Consider the following 19,394-nt stretch of genomic DNA (forward strand, 5'->3'; position numbering starts at 1 on the left):
AAAAGCTCTCCAACTGGTCTTTTGGGAAAGTCAAGCGATATCTTGCCTATAAATTAGCCCAACAAGGTATTCGTTTGAAAGAAGTCGACGAATCGTACACGAGTCAGACATGTCCTGTCTGCCAAAAGAGAAGAAAAAGTTCCACCCGAATCTTTGTCTGTTCTTGCGGATATCAAGAACATCGGGACATCCACGGCGCCCGCAACATTTTGAGCAAGGCGCTCTACCAAGAGATCGTTCCTTGGGATGTGCCAACGACGCTCACGTATCTACGGATTGCGTAAGCAAGAAGTAGTAGACGGGTGGGACCGCCCCATCGGTGGGAGACCGATGTTGCTTACTGAATCGGTCGGGAAGACTTCCGATCCTCCTATCGAGCCGAAGAAGACCGCCTTCTTCTGCGTTGAAGCTTCGTCGATCGAGTAGTAAGAAACTCCCACCTCTAAGCGAAGTGTAGGTGGGAGAGGTTCATAAACTTGGCGTTCTATTGATCAAACAGTTTTATCGTGGGTGGAACTCAATTTTGTAAATCAACAAATTCCACAAGAAATTGCTAATACGTTGTTCCTAAATTATTCTAACGGCATCAAGTAATGTGTAACGCAGAGCGATGGGGGAAGCTGGATGTAGACGGGCGGTGACGAAAGGGCACATCATGCTCTCGAGCATCGTTTCTTAAATCGAAAAGCTTTGTAGCATTGGGATCGCTTTTCACACGTTCTTCCCATCGATCAAGGGAAATTGCCGTTTTTCACCGGCCTCTTAGAAAAGTTCTATATACATGAAGGGAGTCGTATACATGATAATCCCTGAATTGTTTTGTTTAACGATAATGGAGGAAGACTGGGGAGAGAAGGTTGATGATTTTTGGATAGAAATTGAAGCGGATATTGGTATCAAGGGGAACTCGGATTCTGCTGAAGTATTTACTATTTATGTTACAAGTCCAAAAAGGTTAGAAAATATGGTGGAAAAGTCAGGATTGGAGATAGCGAGAGGATTGTTTATCATGAAAGACTTTAATATTAAAAGTGTAGAGGATCGTCTCAAAAAAATACTTGCCCATTGTTCAAGAAAAACTTGGGGCGAAACAGCTTTAGCTATTAGTCGTTACGCTATTTGGGAGTATGAAAATTAAATCGAAGTATAAATCAGAATTTTTTTAGAAGGCCGGTGAAAAACCGCTGCCACACACCAATTGGAGGCATTTTCATTCAGAAAAGAAAGCCGATTTTGCGAGGTTTCTCTCATTGAGAAATGGGTGGAACTCAGCGGTATTTTGCACGAAATCACTAGCCTCTTATATATAAAGGTGATGAAACGATCACGCACAATGTGAACGGCAACCGCTTCCAAGACGGCCAGTATCGGTATGAACGGAGCGCCGCCGATCCGCTTGTCGCGATCACCCGAGAAGGCGAAAGCGCGCCGTTTGTGACGTACAAATATGATGAAGATGGCCGCCGCTATTTTTTGCAAGCAAAAAACAACCTGAGACAAGAAAAAGCGGCGGAGGAGAGAGAAATTGTTTGGAGAAGACAACCATGATTGAAGTTTCAAGAGGCTGTCTCCAAAGGGCGTAAGGCGATCTTTGGAGGTCAGCCCCTTCTTTTTTGCCGCACCCGACCGTCAGTCAATGCTGCACAGCTCGGGCGGGCAGCCTTCGCAGGCGATCTCATCGCGCAAGTATTGCAAATGGTGGACGCGAATTTTTCCTTTTTGCACGGAGATGACGCCTTTTTTCCGCAAGTCGCCGAGCATGCGGTTGACGACTTCGCGGGAGGTGCCGCAAAAGTTGGCAAGTTCTTGGTTTGTAAGAGGCAGGTCGATCAAAATGCCGTCTTCTTTCATCACGCCGTAGCTGTTGCAAAGGCGGATGAGCGTGGAATAGAGCGCCCCTTTTTTGCCATGCAAAATCAAATCGCGGAATTTCGTTTGTGTTTTGCGGAAATGGAGGCTCATCCATTTCATGAACTCGATGGCCAGCTTCGGGTTGTTGGCGAGCTCTTGTTCGAGCGTCTCGCGCTTAATGGCGGAAACGACGCCATCTTCCAACACTTTCGCCGTCAACATGTAGCGGGCACCGGGGCAAAAGAGCGTCAGCTCGCCGATCAAATCGCCCTCGCTGCAAATGCGCAGCGTGAGCTCTCGTCCGTCCATGTCCATTTTGCTGATTTGGATTTTCCCCGATTGAATATAGTAAATCTCGTCTGCCTTTTCCCCTTCTTGAAACAAGTACGTTCCTTTCTCAAGGCGAAGATCATGTCCAAGTGATGTAAGCCATTTCTGCCATTCACGAGATTCAACCTCGTTCATCGGATCACAACCTTGCGTAGAATGTGTCGCTATATAACAGTGTACAGGAAAAAAGAGGGAAGTCAATATAAGGATAGTGGAAAGATTGAAAACTTGTTGAACATTGGTTGAATCTTTCGTGATCGTCTGTACGCTGGAGTCAATGGGGGATGGATAAAAGAATGGATTCCATCAGTGCAGTCAGAGCAGGTTTGGCCGCTCCATTGGGAGGTGAATGAGAAAGAAAAAAATTCCTCAAAAATTATTAAATATACATTTGATTTTATTTTTATACAGTATTATAATGGGTACTACATGAGGCACACGGGTGAGGGGGAACGTCATGAAAGTGGCAATCATCGGGGCGACGGGATACAGCGGCGCGGAGCTGTTTCGCTTGTTGCACGGGCATCCGCACGTTGACCGCTGTGACGTCTATTCGTCGTCGCAAGATGGGATTCATTTGTCGGAGAGCTTCCCGCACGTCGGCGCGGTTGACGGGGCGGTGTTGTATAAACTGGATATCGAGGCGCTCGCCAAGTATGACGCGGTCTTTTTCGCCACGCCGCCCGGGGTGTCGGGGGAGTGGGCGCCGGCGCTTGTTGACCGTGGAGTGAAAGTGATTGACTTATCGGGTGATTTCCGTTTGAAAGACGGCGCGCTGTACGCACAATGGTACGGGCGTGAGGCGGCGCCGGCCGCGTATTTGGAGCGGGCGGTGTACGGATTGACCGAGTGGAACCGGGAAGCGATCCGCGAGGCCGAGCTTTTATCCAACCCGGGCTGCTATCCGACGGCGACGCTGCTTGGTCTGGCTCCGCTTGTCAGAGAAGGATGGGTCAGCGAAGACTCGGTCATCGTTGATGCGAAGTCGGGCGTGTCGGGCGCGGGACGGAAAGCAGGGCTCGGGACGCATTTTTCCGAAGTCAACGAAAACGTGAAAATTTATAAAGTGAATACCCATCAGCACATTCCGGAAATTGAACAAATGCTCGGAACATGGAACGAGGCGATGGAGCCGATCACGTTCAGCACCCATTTGATCCCGATGACAAGAGGCATTATGGCGACGATGTACGCGAAGGCGAAACAGCCGCTTTCCCTTAGCGATTTACTAGATTTATATAAAACAAGTTACGAAGATTCGCCGTTTGTCCGCATTCGCAAGCCAGGGCAGTTTCCGGCAACGAAAGAAGTGTACGGCTCGAACTATTGCGACATCGGCCTCGCCTATGATGAGCGGACGGGACGGGTGACGGTCGTGGCGGTGATCGATAACTTGATGAAAGGGGCTGCCGGGCAGGCGGTGCAAAACTTCAATTTGATGATGGGGTGGGATGAGGCGGCGGGCCTCCCATCCTTGCCGATCTATCCGTGAGGAAGGGGAACGAACGATGACAATGACGAAACAAACGGCGCAAGTGACGGCGCTTGCCGATGGAACGATCGTCACGCCGAAAGGATTTCAAGCGGCCGGAGTGCAAGCCGGGCTGCGCTATTCGAAAAACGATTTAGGAGTCATTATCTGCGACGTGCCAGCTTCGGCCGCCGCTGTGTATACCCAAAGCCATTTTCAGGCCGCGCCGCTGAAAGTGACGCAGGAAAGCCTTGCGGTCGAGCAAACATTGCAGGCGGTCATCGTCAACAGCGCCTGCGCGAACGCCTGCACCGGTGCGCGAGGGCTTCGCGACGCGTATGAAATGCGCGACCTGTGCGCGAAACAATTCGGCCTCGCGCCGCATCATGTGGCCGTCGCTTCAACGGGCGTGATCGGGGAATATTTGCCGATGGAGAAAATCCGCGCCGGCATCGAAACGCTTGTCCCGGGAGCGGCGATGGCGGATGCCGAAGCGTTTCAAACCGCCATTTTAACGACCGATACGGTGATGAAGCGCGCTTGTTACCAAACGACGGTGGACGGCAAAACGGTGACGATCGGCGGGGCGGCGAAAGGGTCGGGGATGATTCACCCGAACATGGCGACGATGCTTGCATTCATTACGACCGATGCCAATATTTCGCCGCCGGTGCTGCAGGCGGCGCTGCGAGCGGCTACGGACGTTTCGTTTAACCAAATTACGGTCGACGGCGATACGTCGACGAACGATATGGTCATCGTCATGGCAAGCGGCTTGGCTGGGAATAACGAGCTGACGCCCGATCATCCGGATTGGGGGAACTTTTACGAAGCGCTGCGAAAAACGTGCGAGGACTTGGCCAAACAAATTGCGAGAGACGGCGAGGGAGCGACAAAGCTCATTGAAGTGCGCGTGCGCGGCGCGAAAACGGATGACGAAGCGAAAAAAATCGCCAAGCAAATCGTCGGCTCCAACTTGGTGAAAACGGCCGTTTACGGCGCAGACGCCAACTGGGGGCGAATCATCGGCGCGATCGGCTATGCGGATGCCGACGTGAACCCGGACAACGTCGATGTTGCCATCGGGCCGATCGTGATGTTGAAAGGGAGCGAGCCGCAGCCGTTTTCCGAAGAGGAAGCGGCCGCCTACCTGAAAAACGACATGATCGTCATTGACGTCGATCTTCATATCGGCGATGGCGTTGGGATCGCTTGGGGCTGCGACTTGACGTACGATTACGTGAAAATTAACGCCAGCTACCGGACATAAGGGGAGAGAGAAATGGGGAACACGGTCGTGATCAAATGCGGCGGCAGCGTGCTTGATGAGCTGTCTCCCGCCTTTTTTGCCAGCGTGAAAACGATGCGCGAACAAGGGATGAATGTCGTCATCGTCCACGGCGGCGGCCCGGAAATAGGGCGAATGTTGAAAAAACTGGCGGTGCCGAGCGAGTTTGTCAACGGCTTGCGGAAAACGACCAAAGACGTGCTTGCCGTTGTAGAAATGGTGCTCTCGGGCCAAGTGAACAAACAGCTCGTCGCCATGCTCACCCAGCGCGGCTTGCCGGCGGTCGGCGTTTCGGGCGTGGACGGAGGGCTGCTCGAAGCGGAACCGATTGACTTGAATCAACTTGGCTATGTCGGCCGGGTGAAAACGGTTCGTTCCCGTCTTTTGCGCACGCTGCTTGAAGCGGGCTACATCCCGGTTATTTCCCCGCTTGGCATCGACCAAAGCGGGCAAACGTACAACATTAACGCTGACACGGCGGCCGGGGCGGTGGCCGCAGCCATCAGCGCGAGCCAGCTCGCCTTTGTGACGAACGTGCCTGGCATTTTGCAAGACGGCGCGCTCGTCGAGGAAGTGACAGCGGAGATGGTCGAGCAGTTGCTCGAAGCCGGCGTCATCACCGGCGGGATGATCCCGAAAGTGAAGGCAGCGCTCTCCGCCTTGTCCGATGCGCTGCCGGAAGTGGTGATCGTCAGCGGCAAAACGCCGTTTTATGAGCAAGGAAGATGGCACGGGACAACGATTCGAAAAGAAAACGAAGTGGGGGTCTACTCATCATGAGCGCGCTGTTTCCGACATACAACCGCTGGAAGATTGCTGTGCAATCGGCGGAAGGCACGGTGGTGACCGATGTCAACGGAAAACGATATCTCGATTTCGTTTCCGGCATTGCTGTTTGCAACCTCGGCCATCGTCATCCGCACGTCCAAAAGGCGATTGAACAACAGCTCAACCAATATTGGCACGTATCGAATCTGTTTACGATCCCGATTCAGGAAGAAGTCGCTTCCTTGCTTGTCGCTCATAGCGCCGGAGATTGCGTCTTTTTCTGCAACAGCGGGGCCGAGGCAAACGAAGCGGCGTTAAAGCTGGCGCGCAAACATACGGGAAGGCACAAAGTGATTACGTTCCAGCAATCGTTTCACGGCCGGACGTTTGCGACGATGGCGGCGACCGGGCAGGAGAAAGTGCATAGCGGATTCGGACCGCTCCTTCCGGAATTTATCCATTTGCCGTTCAATGATGTGGCTGCGCTGAAAGAAGCCATGAGCGATGAGATCGCGGCGGTGATGCTTGAGGTCGTCCAAGGCGAAGGGGGCGTCCGCCCGGTGGACTCGGCGTTTTTGCAAGCGGCGGCCGAGCTGTGCCAAACATACGGCGCGCTCCTGATCATTGACGAAGTGCAAACCGGCATCGGCCGGACCGGGAAGCCGTTTGCTTACCAGCATTTTGGCATTGAGCCGGATATCATGACGGTCGCCAAAGGACTTGGCAGCGGCATTCCGGTGGGTGCGATGATCGGCAAGGCGTTTTTAAAGGAGTCGTTCGGTCCTGGGGTGCACGGATCGACGTTTGGCGGCAACCCGATCGCGATGGCCGCCGCCAAGGCGACGCTTGAGGTCGTGTTCGATCCGGCGTTTTTGCAAGAGGTGCAAGAAAAGGGGAGCTACTTGCTTGGACGGTTAAACGAGGCGCTCTCCCCGCTTGACATCGTCACGGACGTGCGCGGGCTCGGACTGCTGGTCGGTGTGGAATGCCAAATGGATGTCGGGCCGCTTTTGCCGCTGATCCATGAAAACGGCCTGCTTGTTTTGCCGGCCGGACCGAAGGTGATCCGCCTGCTGCCGCCGCTTGTCGTCACGAAAGCGGAAATCGATCGAGCGGTCGAGATGTTGGCAGCGGTGTTGAAAAACGCGGAGGCGTCGGCCGTGTTGTCACCTGATGGTTGAAGGGGCTCATTTTTATTCCTGTTCATGCATAAAAATTCGATAACGGTTATAAAAATCAAACGATGAGGTGGCGCCAATGAAAGCGTACTTGCATCTGGCCAGCGGAAAAACGTTCAGCGGCGAGCTCGCCGTTCCGCTGGTGGAAAAGGTGAGCGGGGAGATCGTCTTTTTCACCGGCATGACCGGGTACCAAGAGGTGCTGACCGATCCGTCGTATAAAAATCAAATGATCGTCTTTACGTATCCGCTCATCGGCAATTATGGCATCAACGAAGAAGACTTTGAAAGCAAGCGCCCGCATGTGGAGGCGGTCATCGTCTACGAGGCGAGCCGTGAAGGGTTTCATTACGGGGCGAAATACAGCCTGGCAGAATATTTGCGGCATTGGAACATTCCGCTGCTCACCCACGTCGATACGCGCGCCCTTGTCAAAGAAATCCGCACCGAAGGGACGATGATGGCGGAGTTAAGCTTGTCGTCCGTTCCCTCTGTCTTCCGTGAAGAAGCAGCGTTCCCGGTGCGCGCTGTGTCGACGAAAAGAATGGAGACGTATGGCCACGGAGGGCCGCATATTGTGCTTCTCGATTTCGGCTATAAAAAATCGATTTTGCGCTCGCTCGTTGCGCGCGGCTGCCAGGTGACGGTCGTGCCGCACGATACGACGCCGGAAGCGATTGAGGCGCTCAAGCCGGATGGGCTTGTCCTCTCCAACGGCCCTGGCGATCCGAAACAGCTGCGCCATCAGCTTCCCGTTATTCGCCAGCTGATCGATCGGTATCCGACGCTCGCCATCTGCCTTGGCCATCAGCTTGTCGCCCTGGCGTACGGGGCGGATACGGAAAAGCTCCGCTTCGGTCATCGCGGAGCGAATCAGCCGGTGTGGGACGCGGTGAAACAAAACGTCGTCATGACATCGCAAAACCATAGCTATGTTGTCAAAGAGGGCAGTTTGGCGGCCACACCGTTTGCCATTCGCTTCATCAACGTCAACGACGGCTCCATCGAAGGGATGATCCATCGCCATAAGCCGATTTTATCGGTGCAATACCATCCGGAGGCGCATCCGGGGCCGCACGATACCGGCTATATTTTCGATGAGTTTTTGCAAACCGTCGCAAAGGGAGAGAAAGTCTATGCCTAAAGATTCCTCGCTTCAATCGATTCTCCTGATCGGGTCGGGGCCGATCGTCATCGGCCAAGCGGCTGAGTTTGACTATTCCGGCACGCAGGCGTGCATCGCCTTAAAAGAAGAAGGATACCGCGTCATTTTAGTGAACAACAATCCGGCAACGATCATGACCGATGACGTCCACGCCGATGCCGTCTATTTCGAACCGCTCACCGTCGACGCCGTCGAAGCGATCATCGCCAAGGAACGGCCGGATGGGCTGCTGGCCACATTCGGCGGCCAGACTGGGCTCAACTTAGCGTTTCAGCTGCATGAAGCCGGCGTGCTGGAAACATACGGGGTGAGACTGCTCGGAACACCGATTGAAGCCATTCAGCGCGGAGAAGACCGCGAAGCGTTCCGCGCGCTGATGCAGGAGCTTGGCGAACCGGTGCCGGAGAGCGAAATTGTCACAAGCGTCGAAGAAGCGGTCGCGTTTGCCGAAAAAATCGGTTTTCCGATCATTATTCGTCCTGCATATACGCTCGGTGGGACGGGCGGCGGCATTGTCGACAACATGGAGCAGTTCATTGCGCTGGTGGAAAAAGGCTTGGCCGAAAGCCCGATTCGCCAATGTTTAATCGAGCGGAGCGTCGCCGGATTTAAAGAGATTGAATATGAAGTGATGCGCGACCAATCGAATACGTGCATCACGGTTTGCAATATGGAAAACGTTGATCCCGTCGGCATCCATACCGGCGATTCGATCGTCGTCGCGCCGTCGCAGACGCTGACGGATGAGGAATACCAAATGCTTCGTTCTTCAGCGGTGAAAATCATTTCGGCCTTAGGGATCATCGGCGGTTGCAACATTCAATTCGCCCTTGATCCGAACAGCAAGCAATACTACTTAATCGAAGTCAACCCGCGCGTCAGCCGTTCGTCAGCGCTCGCCTCGAAAGCGACCGGCTATCCGATCGCCCGCATCGCCGCCAAGCTGGCTGTCGGCTATACGCTGGCCGAGCTCGTCAATCCGGTGACGAAAACGACGTATGCCAGCTTCGAGCCAGCCTTGGATTATGTCGTCGTCAAGTTTCCGCGCTTGCCGTTTGACAAGTTTCCGTACGCCGACCGCAAGCTTGGCACGCAGATGAAGGCGACCGGAGAAGTGATGGCGATCGACCGCAACATGGAGCGAGCGTTCCAAAAAGCAGTGCAGTCGCTTGAAGGCAAAAACAACGGGCTGTTTTGGCCGGAACTTGCGGCGAAAACGAACGATGAGCTGAAACAACTGCTTGTTGACAAAGACGACCGCCGCTTTTTCGCCATGTTGGAATTGCTCCGCCGCGGGGTGACGGTCGAAGACATTCACGCATGGACGAAAATCGACCGCTTTTTCCTTCGCTCGTTTGAGCGGCTCGTGGCGCTCGAAAAACAGGCGGCAGCTGCGTCAATCGATACGATTGATGAAGCGACCTTCCGCTTTTTGAAAGAAAAAGGATGCAGCGACGCCTTTTTGGCCGAAACGTGGGGCGTGACCGAGCTTGACGTGCGCCGCAAGCGGAAAGAGCTTGGCATCGTGCCGTCGTACAAAATGGTTGACACGTGTGCGGCCGAGTTCCATTCGGAAACGGATTACTACTACTCGACGTATTTCGGCGAAGACGAGCGGAAGAAAGCGAGCGGCAAGGAGAAAGTGCTGATCATCGGCGCCGGACCGATTCGCATCGGCCAAGGGATTGAGTTTGATTACAGCTCTGTTCACAGCGTGTTCGCGTTGCAACAAGAAGGGTATGAGACGGTGATGATCAACAACAATCCGGAAACGGTGTCGACCGATTTTGCCGTCGCTGACCGCCTGTACTTTGAGCCATTGACCTTAGAGAGCGTCCTCGATGTCATTGAAGCCGAACAAATCAAGCATATCATTGTTCAATTCGGCGGCCAGACGGCGATCAATTTGGTCAAAGGACTCGAGGAAGCCGGTGTGCCGCTGCTTGGCGTCACCTACGATATCATTGACCAGCTGGAAGATCGCGACCGTTTTTACCAGTTGCTTGAGGAGCTTGACATTCCGCACGTCCCCGGCTTGATGGCGAACAACGCCGAAGAGCTCGCCGCCAAAGCGGCCGAGATCGGCTATCCGGTGCTGCTCCGCCCGTCGTATGTGATCGGCGGCCGCGGCATGTTCATCGTCCGGAACGAGATCCAGCTTGCCGCGTTGATCGAACAAGGTGAGTTGACGTATCCGATTTTGATCGATGCGTATTTGGACGGGAAAGAGGCGGAGGCAGACATCGTGACAGACGGAACGGACCTGTTGCTGCCGACGATCATCGAACATGTCGAAAAAGCCGGCGTCCACTCCGGCGACAGCTACGCTTGGCTGCCGGCGCAGACGCTCACAGACGAAGAAAAAGCGAAAATCATCGACTATGCGGGCCGAATTGCCAACAAACTCGGCTTCAAAGGAATCATGAACATTCAATATGTCATTGCCGATGGCCATGTGTATGTGCTTGAAGTCAATCCGCGCGCGAGCCGGACGGTGCCGATCGTCAGCAAAACGACCGGCGTACCGCTGGCGCAAATTGCGACAAAATTATTGCTTGGGAAATCGCTTGTCGACATGGTCGATGAAAACATGCGTAAATTGGCGGTCATGCCGTACGTTGTGTTGAAGTACCCCGTATTTTCCACGTACAAACTGCCGGGCGTTGACCCGACCGTTGGGCCGGAAATGAAATCGACCGGTGAAGGCATCAGCATCGCCGCGACGAAGGAAGAAGCGGCGTACAAGGCGTTTTACGCCTACTTGCAAAAGAAAGCGAACGCCAATGAAATTTACGTCATCGGCGGCATCGATGAAGCGCTGGCGGCGGAAATCGAAGCGAAACAGCTGGTGATTGTGTCCGAGCTCCCGTTTGCTGAGTGGGTGAAACGCGATGCGGCGCTGGCGGTGATCGACTTGGGCAAAGAGGAAGGCGAGGCGCCGAAACGAATGGCTGCGTTGTCCCGACAATTGCTCGTCTTCACAGAGCCCGAGACGTTGAAGCTCTTCTTGCAGGCGCTCGATGTCGATCAGCTGGATGTGCAGCCGATCCACGGCTGGCTGGAAAAGAAAAAACAGGCAGAACAGGCGGTGATTTTATGAATGCAGTCATGTCACTGAAAGGAAGAGATGTGTTAACGCTGCTTGATTTTTCCACAGACGAAATTTTCGATTTGTTGGCGCTCGCCGCCGACTTAAAGGCGAAACAAAAAGCGGGGATTCCGTATACGCCGCTTGTCGGCAAAACGATGGCGATGATTTTTGAAAAGCCGTCAACGCGCACGCGCGTGTCGTTTGAAGTCGGCATGATCCAGCTCGGCGGCCAAGCGCTCTACTTGAATGGCAACGACCTGCAGCTCGGCCGCGGCGAAACGATCGCCGATACGGCGCGCGTCTTATCGCAATACGTGGATGTCATGATGATCCGGACGTTTGCCCACGAAAAGGTCGAAGAATTGGCGGAATACGCGTCGGTTCCGGTCATCAACGGCTTGACCGATGACGACCATCCGTGCCAAGCGCTGGCGGATTTGCTGACGATTTATGAAGTGAAGAAAACGTTCCAAGGCGTCAAGCTCGCCTATGTCGGCGACGGCAACAACGTCGCCAACGCGCTCCTAGCAGCCGCGGCGAAAGTGGGCATGGATGTGGCCATCGCCTGTCCGCCCGGCTATGAACCGAAAGCCGCCTATGTGGAGGCGGCGCGCCAAATAGGGGAAAAAACGGGCGCCGCTGTCACGGTGACCCACGACCCGCTTGAGGCCGTGGCGGGGGCTGATGCGATTTATACCGATGTCTGGACGAGCATGGGCCAAGAGAGCGAAAGCGCCGAGCGGCTTCGCGTGTTTCAGCCGTACCAAGTGAATGAAGAGCTCGTCAAAGCGGCAAAACCCGATTACCTCTTTTTGCACTGCCTGCCGGCCCACCGCGGCGAGGAAGTGACCGCCGGCGTTATAGACGGACCGAACTCGTTCGTCTTTGAGCAGGCCGGCAACCGGCTTCATGCCCAAAAAGCGATTTTAGTGTCGATCCTATAGAAAAAGGAATTCCCGCTTCGGGAGTTCCTTTTTCGCTCTGACTAAGAGGGGCGGTGATTTCGTACAAAATGCTGCGATTCCATCTGTTTCTCAGTTAGAGAAGCCTAGCGAAATCAGCCTTCTTTTTTGGCCAAATGCCGCTGATTGATTTGCTTGTGGCCGCCGTTTTTCACCGGCCTGTAAGAGCGTGTCCCGATCCTTTGGGGACACGCTCTTTGACGGCTTTGGCCGCACGATAGGTTTTGCCTCATCTTAAAGGCAGACAACCGTTTCCGTCTGCCCTTTTGTAAAAGGGTTAGCGCTCCGTGTGCGGCGGCCCCATCATTTCCCTTCTTATGAACAGCGGCGAAACTGGGAATGCTAACAAATGCAATCGAAGCAAGGGGGATGAAACAAATGGGTCAACCGCGCCATTTTAAACCGGGAGACAAAGCGCCGAACAACGGCATTTACATTGAGATCGGCGAAACGGGAGACAATGTGAAACATCCAAAAAAGCTGAAACTGAAAGCCGGTGACACGTTTCCGGAAACGTCGAACCATAACCGGCATTGGACGTATTTGCGCAAGCCGTAAGGCGGATGAAACGAAAAGCCATTCCCATCGCGGAGTGGCTTTTGGTTTGCTTACCGGGCGGTGGATCCGCTATAATCATTTATAGTCAAAAAAGGTCAAATGGAGGGAACGGCATGGATGCAAGCCGTTTGACGGAAAAACTGCAAGAGGCGTTCATGGCGGCGCAATCGCTCGCCAAAGAACGGCATCATCAACAGCTCGATGTCGAGCACCTGCTGTTGGCGCTCTTTGAACAAGAAGGCGGCCTGGCGCCGCGGTTGTTGGAGCTTTCGGGCGCTGACAAGGAAAAGGCCGCTGACTGGCTGCGCCACCAGCTTCGTCAAAAACCGGAAGTGCATGGGGCGAATGGGCAGCTATATGTTGCGCCCGCCTTGGCGCGGCTGCTTGAGGAAGCCGAAGCGGAAGCAAAACGAATGCAAGACGAGTACATATCGGTTGAACATGTGTTGCTCGCGTTGCCTCGCGGCGCCGAGCCGGTCGCCCGGCAGCTGGCGCCGTTTGGGGTGACTCGTGAAGCGCTGTTGGCCGCATTGACAAAAGTAAGGGGGAATCAACGCGTGACAAGTCCGAATCCAGAGGCGACGTACGAGGCATTGACCAAATACGGACGCGATTTAGTGGCGGAAGCCAGAGCAGGGAAAATCGACCCGGTCATCGGCCGCGACAGTGAAATTCGCCGTGTCATCCGCATTTTGTCGCGCAAAACGAAAAACAATCCGGTGTTGATCGGCGAGCCGGGCGTGGGGAAAACGGCCATTGTGGAAGGGCTCGCCCAGCGCATCGTGCGCAAAGACGTCCCGGAAGGCTTGAAAGACAAAACGATTTTCGCACTTGATATGAGTGCGCTTGTTGCTGGAGCGAAGTTTCGCGGTGAATTTGAAGAGCGGCTGAAAGCGGTGCTCAATGAAATCAAAAAAAGCGACGGCCGCATCATTTTGTTCATTGACGAGCTGCATACGATCGTCGGCGCCGGCCGGGCCGAGGGGGCGATGGACGCCGGCAATATGTTAAAGCCGATGCTCGCCCGAGGCGAGCTGCGCTGTATCGGAGCGACGACGCTTGATGAGTACCGGCAATACATCGAAAAAGACCCGGCGCTCGAGCGCCGCTTCCAACAAGTATTGGTCCAAGAGCCGAGCGTCGAAGACACGATTTCGATTTTGCGCGGGCTGAAAGAGCGGTACGAAGTGCACCATGGCGTGAAAATTCACGATCGCGCGCTCGTCGCGGCTGCGGTGTTGTCCGACCGTTACATCTCTGACCGCTTTTTGCCTGACAAAGCGATTGATTTGGTCGATGAAGCGTGCGCGACGATCCGCACGGAAATGGATTCGATGCCGTCCGAACTCGATGAAGTGATGCGCCGCGTCATGCAGCTCGAGATTGAAGAGGCGGCATTAAGCAAAGAAACGGATGAAGCGAGCCGCGAGCGGCTTGCGGCATTGCAAAAAGAACTCGCTGATTTGCGTGAAAAAGCGAATGCCATGAAAGCGCAATGGCAGCAGGAAAAAGAAGCGCTTGACCGCGTCCGCCGTCTGCGCGAGGCGCTCGAGCGGGCAAAACGTGAACTGGAAGAGGCGGAAAACGAGTATGATTTAAACAAGGCGGCCGAGCTTCGCCATGGCCGCATTCCGCAGCTGGAAAAGCAACTCAAACAGCTTGAGCAGGAAATCAGTGAGCAAAGTGAAGGGAAATTACTGCGTGAGGAAGTGACGGAAGAAGAGATTGCCGAAATCGTGTCGCGCTGGACAGGCATTCCGCTCACCCGCCTTGTCGAAGGGGAGCGGGAAAAGCTGCTTCGCCTTCATGAATGGCTGCACAGGCGGGTCATCGGTCAAGAGGAGGCGGTCGGGCTCGTCGCCGATGCCATCTTGCGGGCGCGCGCCGGCTTGAAAGATCCGCACCGCCCGATCGGCTCGTTTTTGTTCCTTGGACCGACCGGCGTCGGCAAAACGGAACTGGCCAAAGCGCTCGCCGAAGCACTGTTTGACAGTGAGGAGCAACTGATTCGTCTGGACATGTCCGAGTATATGGAAAAACACGCTGTCTCCCGCTTGATCGGAGCGCCGCCCGGCTATGTCGGCTATGAGGAAGGCGGCCAGCTGACCGAGGCGGTGCGGCGCAAGCCATATTCCGTTCTGTTGTTTGATGAAATCGAAAAAGCGCATCCGGACGTGTTCAACATCCTGCTGCAACTGCTGGATGACGGGCGGCTCACCGATTCGCACGGACGGACGGTCGATTTTAAAAACACGGTTATCATCATGACATCGAACATCGGCTCGCCGCTGTTATTGGAAAACAACCAGGGCGGCATCGATGAGGGCACGCGCAACCAAGTGCTTGGCCAATTGCGCGCCCATTTCCGCCCCGAGTTTTTAAACCGCATCGACGATATCGTCTTGTTCAAGCCGTTGTCGATGAACGAAGTAAAAGGCATCGTCGACAAATTCGCCCGCGAATTGTCGGGCCGTTTGGCCGATCGGCATATCGAACTCGCGCTGACCGAAGCGGCGAAGCAATACATCGCCGAAGCGGGCTTCGACCCGGTGTACGGCGCCCGCCCGCTCAAACGGTTTATGCAAAAGCAAATCGAAACGCCTCTTGCCAAAGAGTTGATCGCCGGGCGGGTGAAAGAGTATAGCACCGTCATGGTTGATGTTGACAACGGACGGCTCGTCATTCGTCCGTCGGTATAGACAAACCGAAGGGGCCCGCCGATGCGGAGAGACGTACTTTTTGTCTGTCGGAGCGCAGCATGGACGGAAAACACAAGCCCAGATCAGATCAATAGAGATGGAATCGCCCTCCACTTACACCTATATACGTGTTGGAACGGGTCTTCTCGGTTAGGGATGACAAAAACAACGCCTTGGGACGAAAGTCCCAAGGCGTTGTCGTATAAGGAAATGATCAATGGTGATGATCCCCAGCCGGCTCATCCGGAATCAAAGCAGCGACAATGACGATCAAAACGGTCACGATCACGCCGAGCAAGGCGCCGGTTGTGAAGTTGTAGCCGATGCCTTGCATCGAGCCCATGACGTACGTCGCCATCTGCACGAGCAAAAACGTCCAGAAAAACGTCCAAAATAAGCGCATCTTTGTTCCTCCTATCTTCGCGTCATTCCTTTTCTTATCTTATCACAATTTGTCGTGTAGGCATATACCCGGACGTTTTTTTCAGCCGCGCATATCGTATACTGTACCATTATGCATTGCCAAACAAGGGTGAATGGAAACGATGGCAGGACAACGGCGGTTTTTTCAACTTGATGAGCAATGGTGCATCGTTCACGTGCCGGAGCGCCCAAATGGGTTTGCCGTTTTTTTAATGGGGGACGGCGATCATTACGTGAACGAACAGACAAGTTTTTGGTTCGAGCATCCGGGGCGGCGGCAATGGTTGGAAGATTGGTTGGAACGCGGGTATACGGTCTTTTCGTCCCATTTGTACGGCCGGCATTGGGGAAGCCCGAAAGCGGTCCGGCTGGCGCGCCAGCTCATTTACTCGGTGTTGAAAAGCGAAATTTTGAACCAGCGCATCTATATCGTTGCCGAAGGAATGGGCGCGCTCGTCGCCTTGCAGCTGCTTGGCGCCATGCCAAGCCAAATCCGCGCCGTCGCCATGATCAACCCTTGCCTTGACGTACGCGCCCAGCTTGACTATGAACAGGAACATCCATTCGTGTACCGGCGGATGGTGAAGGAAATCGCGACTGCCTATGGCTTGAAAGAGGAGGAGGTGCTGGAGGCTGTTCCGTCCCTCTTTCTCAGTCCTCATGACGTTCCGGTGACGATTTGGCAGCTGGCCGGAGTGAGCCCGTATCCATCCGCCTTGCATAGCCGTAAATATGAACAATGGATGAAAACGACAAACACTCGGGTGCGCGTCGTTTACGAGCTGCCGGAGAAACGGCGCCAACTGGCTCAGCAAATCGGGCAATTTTTCTACCAATACAATGAACTCCCATAAACGACAAGGGCAGACGCATCGATCGGTGCGTCTGCTATTTTTTCAATAAGTCGACGAGCGAGGTGATCTTTTTCACGAGCGGTTTTAATTGTTGCAATGAGTCGGCTAGCGTATTGACATTTTCAAACAGCTTCATGAAATCGATGTTCGGCAGTGAAGGCGGCTCTATCCCGTTCCCTTGATCTTTGTGCTCGCCGGTTGCCAGGGAAGGAAAAGATCCGAACATCAGGCGGGAAAAGCGGTCTTGTCGTTCGCGCTGTTGTTCTTGCGCTTCGCCGTTGGCCATGGGCGATCCTCCCTTTCGTGCGATGGTTGTTCGTATTTGTATTGTATGGTAGAAAGGAAAAAACGGTTTGGACAAATGTCTTGGGGGAACGGAAAGTGATGGTTCAACTTTCGTTTTCTATTGCGCATCCACGCTCTTTCGGCTAAAATTAGTACCAAGTAATAATAATTGGTGATGTAGACTGATTGTACATTCAAGTTTGGTTGTCGGCGTGAGCATGTTTCGCCATTTTGGGAAAGAGGAGATGGATGATATGGGAGCAGGAATTATCGGGGTTGGCCGCTACGTGCCGGAAAAGGTGTTGACCAACTTTGATTTGGAAAAAATGATGGATACATCGGATGAATGGATCCGGACGCGCACCGGGATCGAGGAGCGCCGCATCGCCGCAGATGACATTGATACGTCCGATATGGCGTATTTTGCCGCAGAAAAGGCGCTTCAAGATGCCGGCATTGAGGCGAAAGACATTGATCTCATTTTAGTTGCCACCGTCACCCCGGACCGTCCGTTTCCGTCGGTCGCCTGCATGCTGCAAGAGCGGCTTGGGGCTGTCAACGCCGCCGCGATGGATCTCAGTGCTGCCTGCGCCGGATTTATGTATGGGATGGTCACGGCCTCCCAATTTATTGACACCGGTGTCTACAAGTATATATTAGTAGTGGGGGCGGACAAACTATCGAAAATTACCGACTGGACCGATCGCAATACGGCGGTGCTGTTCGGCGACGGCGCCGGAGCGGTCGTCATGGGGCCAGTGTCGCCCGGGCGCGGCATTTTATCTTTTGAGTTGGGAGCTGACGGAACAGGAGGAAAATATTTATACAAAGACGAATATATCGTCATGAACGGCCGTGAAGTGTTCAAATTCGCCGTTCGGCAAATGGGAGAGTCCAGCGTGCGTGTGCTGGAAAAAGCCGGACTCACGAAAGACGATGTCGACTTTCTCATTCCTCATCAGGCGAACATTCGCATCGTCGAAGCGGCCAGACAGCGGCTCGAGCTGCCGGAAGAAAAAATATCGACGACGATCCGCCGATATGGCAACACGTCGGCCGCATCCATTCCGATTTCGATTGTCGAAGAGTTGGAAGCGGGCAAAATCGCTGACGATGATCTCATCGTCATGGTCGGATTCGGCGGCGGGCTGACGTGGGGCGCAATCGCCTTGCGTTGGGGCCGTTAACGGCACATCCATTATTCGAATAAAAGGAGAGACGGAAGCGATGGAAAAAAGACGAGTCGTCGTGACAGGCATAGGCGCCGTCACCCCGCTTGGAAATGACGCAGAAACGACGTGGAAAAACATTATCGCCGGCCAGTCCGGCATCGACATTGTCACCCGCGTCAATCCGGACGACTTTCCGGCGAAAGTGGCGGCGGAAGTGAAAGATTTCGACCCGTCGCTGTTTATGGACCGCCGCGAGGCGCGGAAGATGGACCGATTTACCCAATTCGCCGTCGCGGCAGCGCTCATGGCGGTCAAAGATGCCAATCTCAACATTAATGAAAGCAACGCTGAACGGGTCGGCGTTTGGATCGGTTCTGGCATCGGCGGCATGGAGACGTTTGAACAGCAGTTTGAGATTTTCCAGCAACGCGGTTATCGTCGAGTGAGCCCGTTTTTCGTGCCGATGATGATCCCGGATATGGCCGCTGGGCAAGTATCGATCATCCTTGGCGCGAAAGGGATCAATTCGTGCACAGTGACCGCTTGCGCCACGGGGGCGAATTCAATCGGTGATGCGTTTAAAGTCATTCAGCGCGGCGACGCCGATGTCATGATCACGGGGGGGACGGAAGCGCCGATTACGAAAATGTCGTTCGCCGGCTTTTGCGCCAATACGGCTCTCTCAACCAATCCAGACCCAAAAACGGCGAGCCGTCCGTTTGACAAACATCGCGATGGGTTCGTCATGGGAGAGGGGGCCGGCATCGTCGTTCTTGAGGAACTGGAGCACGCGCTGCGCCGCGGCGCGAAGATTTACGCGGAAATTGTCGGCTACGGCGCGACGGCCGATGCGTATCATATCACCGCGCCCGCGCCGGGCGGCGAAGGCGGCGTACGGGCGATGCGCCAGGCGCTTCAAGACGCCGGCTTGAAGCCCGAGGACATCGATTACATCAATGCCCACGGCACGAGCACGGAATACAATGACAAATATGAGACGGCGGCGATCAAAGAAGTGTTCGGTGATCATGCGTATAGGCTCGCCGTCAGCTCGACGAAGTCGATGACCGGGCATTTGCTCGGGGCGACGGGCGCCGTGGAGGCGATTTTCTCCGTATTGGCGATCCGCGACGGCGTCATTCCGCCGACAATCAACTATGAAACGCCGGATCCGGAATGCGACCTCGACTATGTGCCGAATGAAGCGCGCAAGCAAGACGTGCGTGCGGTCTTAAGCAATTCATTTGGATTTGGCGGCCATAACGCGACATTGATTTTTAAAAAATATGCGTAATGGAT

Annotated in this window: 17 protein-coding genes and 1 pseudogene; 15 read left to right on the plus strand and 3 right to left on the minus strand. The window is 54.3% G+C overall.

Features of this window, described 5'->3' with window-relative positions; genetic code table 11:
- The 3 genes and pseudogenes from ETC05_RS12705 to ETC05_RS18315 form a co-directional block, all read left to right on the plus strand.
- On the plus strand, positions 1-284 hold a 284-nt coding region (locus tag ETC05_RS12705), incomplete at its 5' end, for a zinc ribbon domain-containing protein (RefSeq protein WP_171661166.1).
- 515 nt (positions 285-799) lie between these two features.
- Entirely contained in the window at positions 800-1,138 is a 339-nt protein-coding gene (locus ETC05_RS12710; RefSeq protein ID WP_171661167.1) for an Imm8 family immunity protein, read from the plus strand.
- 161 nt (positions 1,139-1,299) lie between these two features.
- Positions 1,300-1,467: pseudogene (locus ETC05_RS18315) on the plus strand (RHS repeat domain-containing protein); the annotation flags it as partial.
- Between the two features lie 162 nt (positions 1,468-1,629).
- Here ETC05_RS18315 and ETC05_RS12720 read toward each other — a convergent pair.
- Positions 1,630-2,316, minus strand: a complete 687-nt coding sequence (locus ETC05_RS12720; RefSeq protein WP_171661168.1) for a Crp/Fnr family transcriptional regulator — start codon at positions 2,314-2,316, stop codon at positions 1,630-1,632.
- 322 nt (positions 2,317-2,638) lie between these two features.
- On the opposite strand from ETC05_RS12720, the gene argC reads away from it, so the two are divergent.
- The 9 genes from argC (at position 2,639) to clpB (ending at position 15,361) form a co-directional block, all read left to right on the plus strand.
- The gene (gene argC, locus ETC05_RS12725; RefSeq protein WP_171661169.1) at positions 2,639-3,673 is read left to right on the plus strand and encodes an N-acetyl-gamma-glutamyl-phosphate reductase; all 1,035 of its coding nucleotides are present in this window, start codon (positions 2,639-2,641) and stop codon (positions 3,671-3,673) included.
- A gap of 16 nt (positions 3,674-3,689) precedes the next feature.
- Entirely contained in the window at positions 3,690-4,922 is a 1,233-nt protein-coding gene (gene argJ / locus ETC05_RS12730) for a bifunctional ornithine acetyltransferase/N-acetylglutamate synthase (RefSeq protein WP_305792251.1), read from the plus strand.
- A gap of 12 nt (positions 4,923-4,934) precedes the next feature.
- A complete protein-coding gene (gene argB / locus ETC05_RS12735; protein ID WP_171661170.1) occupies positions 4,935-5,720 on the plus strand; it encodes an acetylglutamate kinase in 786 nt (261 codons plus the stop codon).
- The gene (locus tag ETC05_RS12740; RefSeq protein ID WP_171661171.1) at positions 5,717-6,889 is read left to right on the plus strand and encodes an acetylornithine transaminase; all 1,173 of its coding nucleotides are present in this window, start codon (positions 5,717-5,719) and stop codon (positions 6,887-6,889) included. Before argB ends, ETC05_RS12740 begins: the two co-directional genes overlap by 4 nt.
- 76 nt (positions 6,890-6,965) lie before the next feature.
- A complete protein-coding gene (locus tag ETC05_RS12745; protein WP_171661172.1) occupies positions 6,966-8,030 on the plus strand; it encodes a carbamoyl phosphate synthase small subunit in 1,065 nt (354 codons plus the stop codon).
- A complete protein-coding gene (locus ETC05_RS12750) occupies positions 8,023-11,151 on the plus strand; it encodes a carbamoyl-phosphate synthase (glutamine-hydrolyzing) large subunit (RefSeq protein ID WP_171661173.1) in 3,129 nt (1,042 codons plus the stop codon). The genes ETC05_RS12745 and ETC05_RS12750 overlap by 8 nt, the downstream gene beginning before the upstream one ends.
- On the plus strand, positions 11,148-12,086 hold the full coding sequence (argF, locus tag ETC05_RS12755; RefSeq protein WP_031405118.1) for an ornithine carbamoyltransferase: 939 nt from the start codon (positions 11,148-11,150) through the stop codon (positions 12,084-12,086). The genes ETC05_RS12750 and argF overlap by 4 nt, the downstream gene beginning before the upstream one ends.
- A gap of 396 nt (positions 12,087-12,482) precedes the next feature.
- Positions 12,483-12,662 carry a YjzC family protein gene (locus ETC05_RS12760; RefSeq protein ID WP_031405116.1) on the plus strand — a complete coding sequence of 60 codons (180 nt, stop codon included), beginning with the start codon at positions 12,483-12,485 and terminating at the stop codon, positions 12,660-12,662.
- A 113-nt stretch (positions 12,663-12,775) separates the two neighbouring features.
- Complete coding sequence (gene clpB, locus ETC05_RS12765) at positions 12,776-15,361, plus strand: ATP-dependent chaperone ClpB (RefSeq protein WP_171661174.1); 2,586 nt, start codon at positions 12,776-12,778, stop codon at positions 15,359-15,361.
- 214 nt (positions 15,362-15,575) lie between these two features.
- Here clpB and ETC05_RS12770 read toward each other — a convergent pair whose 3' ends face one another.
- Positions 15,576-15,764: a YjzD family protein gene (locus ETC05_RS12770; protein ID WP_031405112.1), complete on the minus strand. Its 189-nt coding sequence runs from the start codon at positions 15,762-15,764 to the stop codon at positions 15,576-15,578.
- Between the two features lie 133 nt (positions 15,765-15,897).
- On the opposite strand from ETC05_RS12770, the gene ETC05_RS12775 reads away from it, so the two are divergent.
- A complete protein-coding gene (locus ETC05_RS12775) occupies positions 15,898-16,638 on the plus strand; it encodes an alpha/beta fold hydrolase (protein ID WP_171661175.1) in 741 nt (246 codons plus the stop codon).
- A 34-nt stretch (positions 16,639-16,672) separates the two neighbouring features.
- On the opposite strand, the gene ETC05_RS12780 is transcribed toward ETC05_RS12775, so the two are convergent.
- A complete protein-coding gene (locus tag ETC05_RS12780) occupies positions 16,673-16,924 on the minus strand; it encodes a hypothetical protein (protein WP_171661176.1) in 252 nt (83 codons plus the stop codon).
- A 253-nt stretch (positions 16,925-17,177) separates the two neighbouring features.
- Between ETC05_RS12780 and ETC05_RS12785 the strand changes: the two genes are divergently transcribed.
- Positions 17,178-18,110 carry a beta-ketoacyl-ACP synthase III gene (locus ETC05_RS12785; protein ID WP_031405106.1) on the plus strand — a complete coding sequence of 311 codons (933 nt, stop codon included), beginning with the start codon at positions 17,178-17,180 and terminating at the stop codon, positions 18,108-18,110.
- A gap of 40 nt (positions 18,111-18,150) precedes the next feature.
- Positions 18,151-19,389 (plus strand): beta-ketoacyl-ACP synthase II, encoded by a 1,239-nt coding sequence (fabF, locus tag ETC05_RS12790; protein ID WP_031405104.1) that lies wholly within the window; start codon positions 18,151-18,153, stop codon positions 19,387-19,389.
- Positions 19,390-19,394: the final 5 nt, after the last annotated feature.

Source organism: Geobacillus sp. BMUD (assembly GCF_013096845.1).
GTDB lineage: Bacteria > Bacillota > Bacilli > Bacillales > Anoxybacillaceae > Geobacillus > Geobacillus vulcani.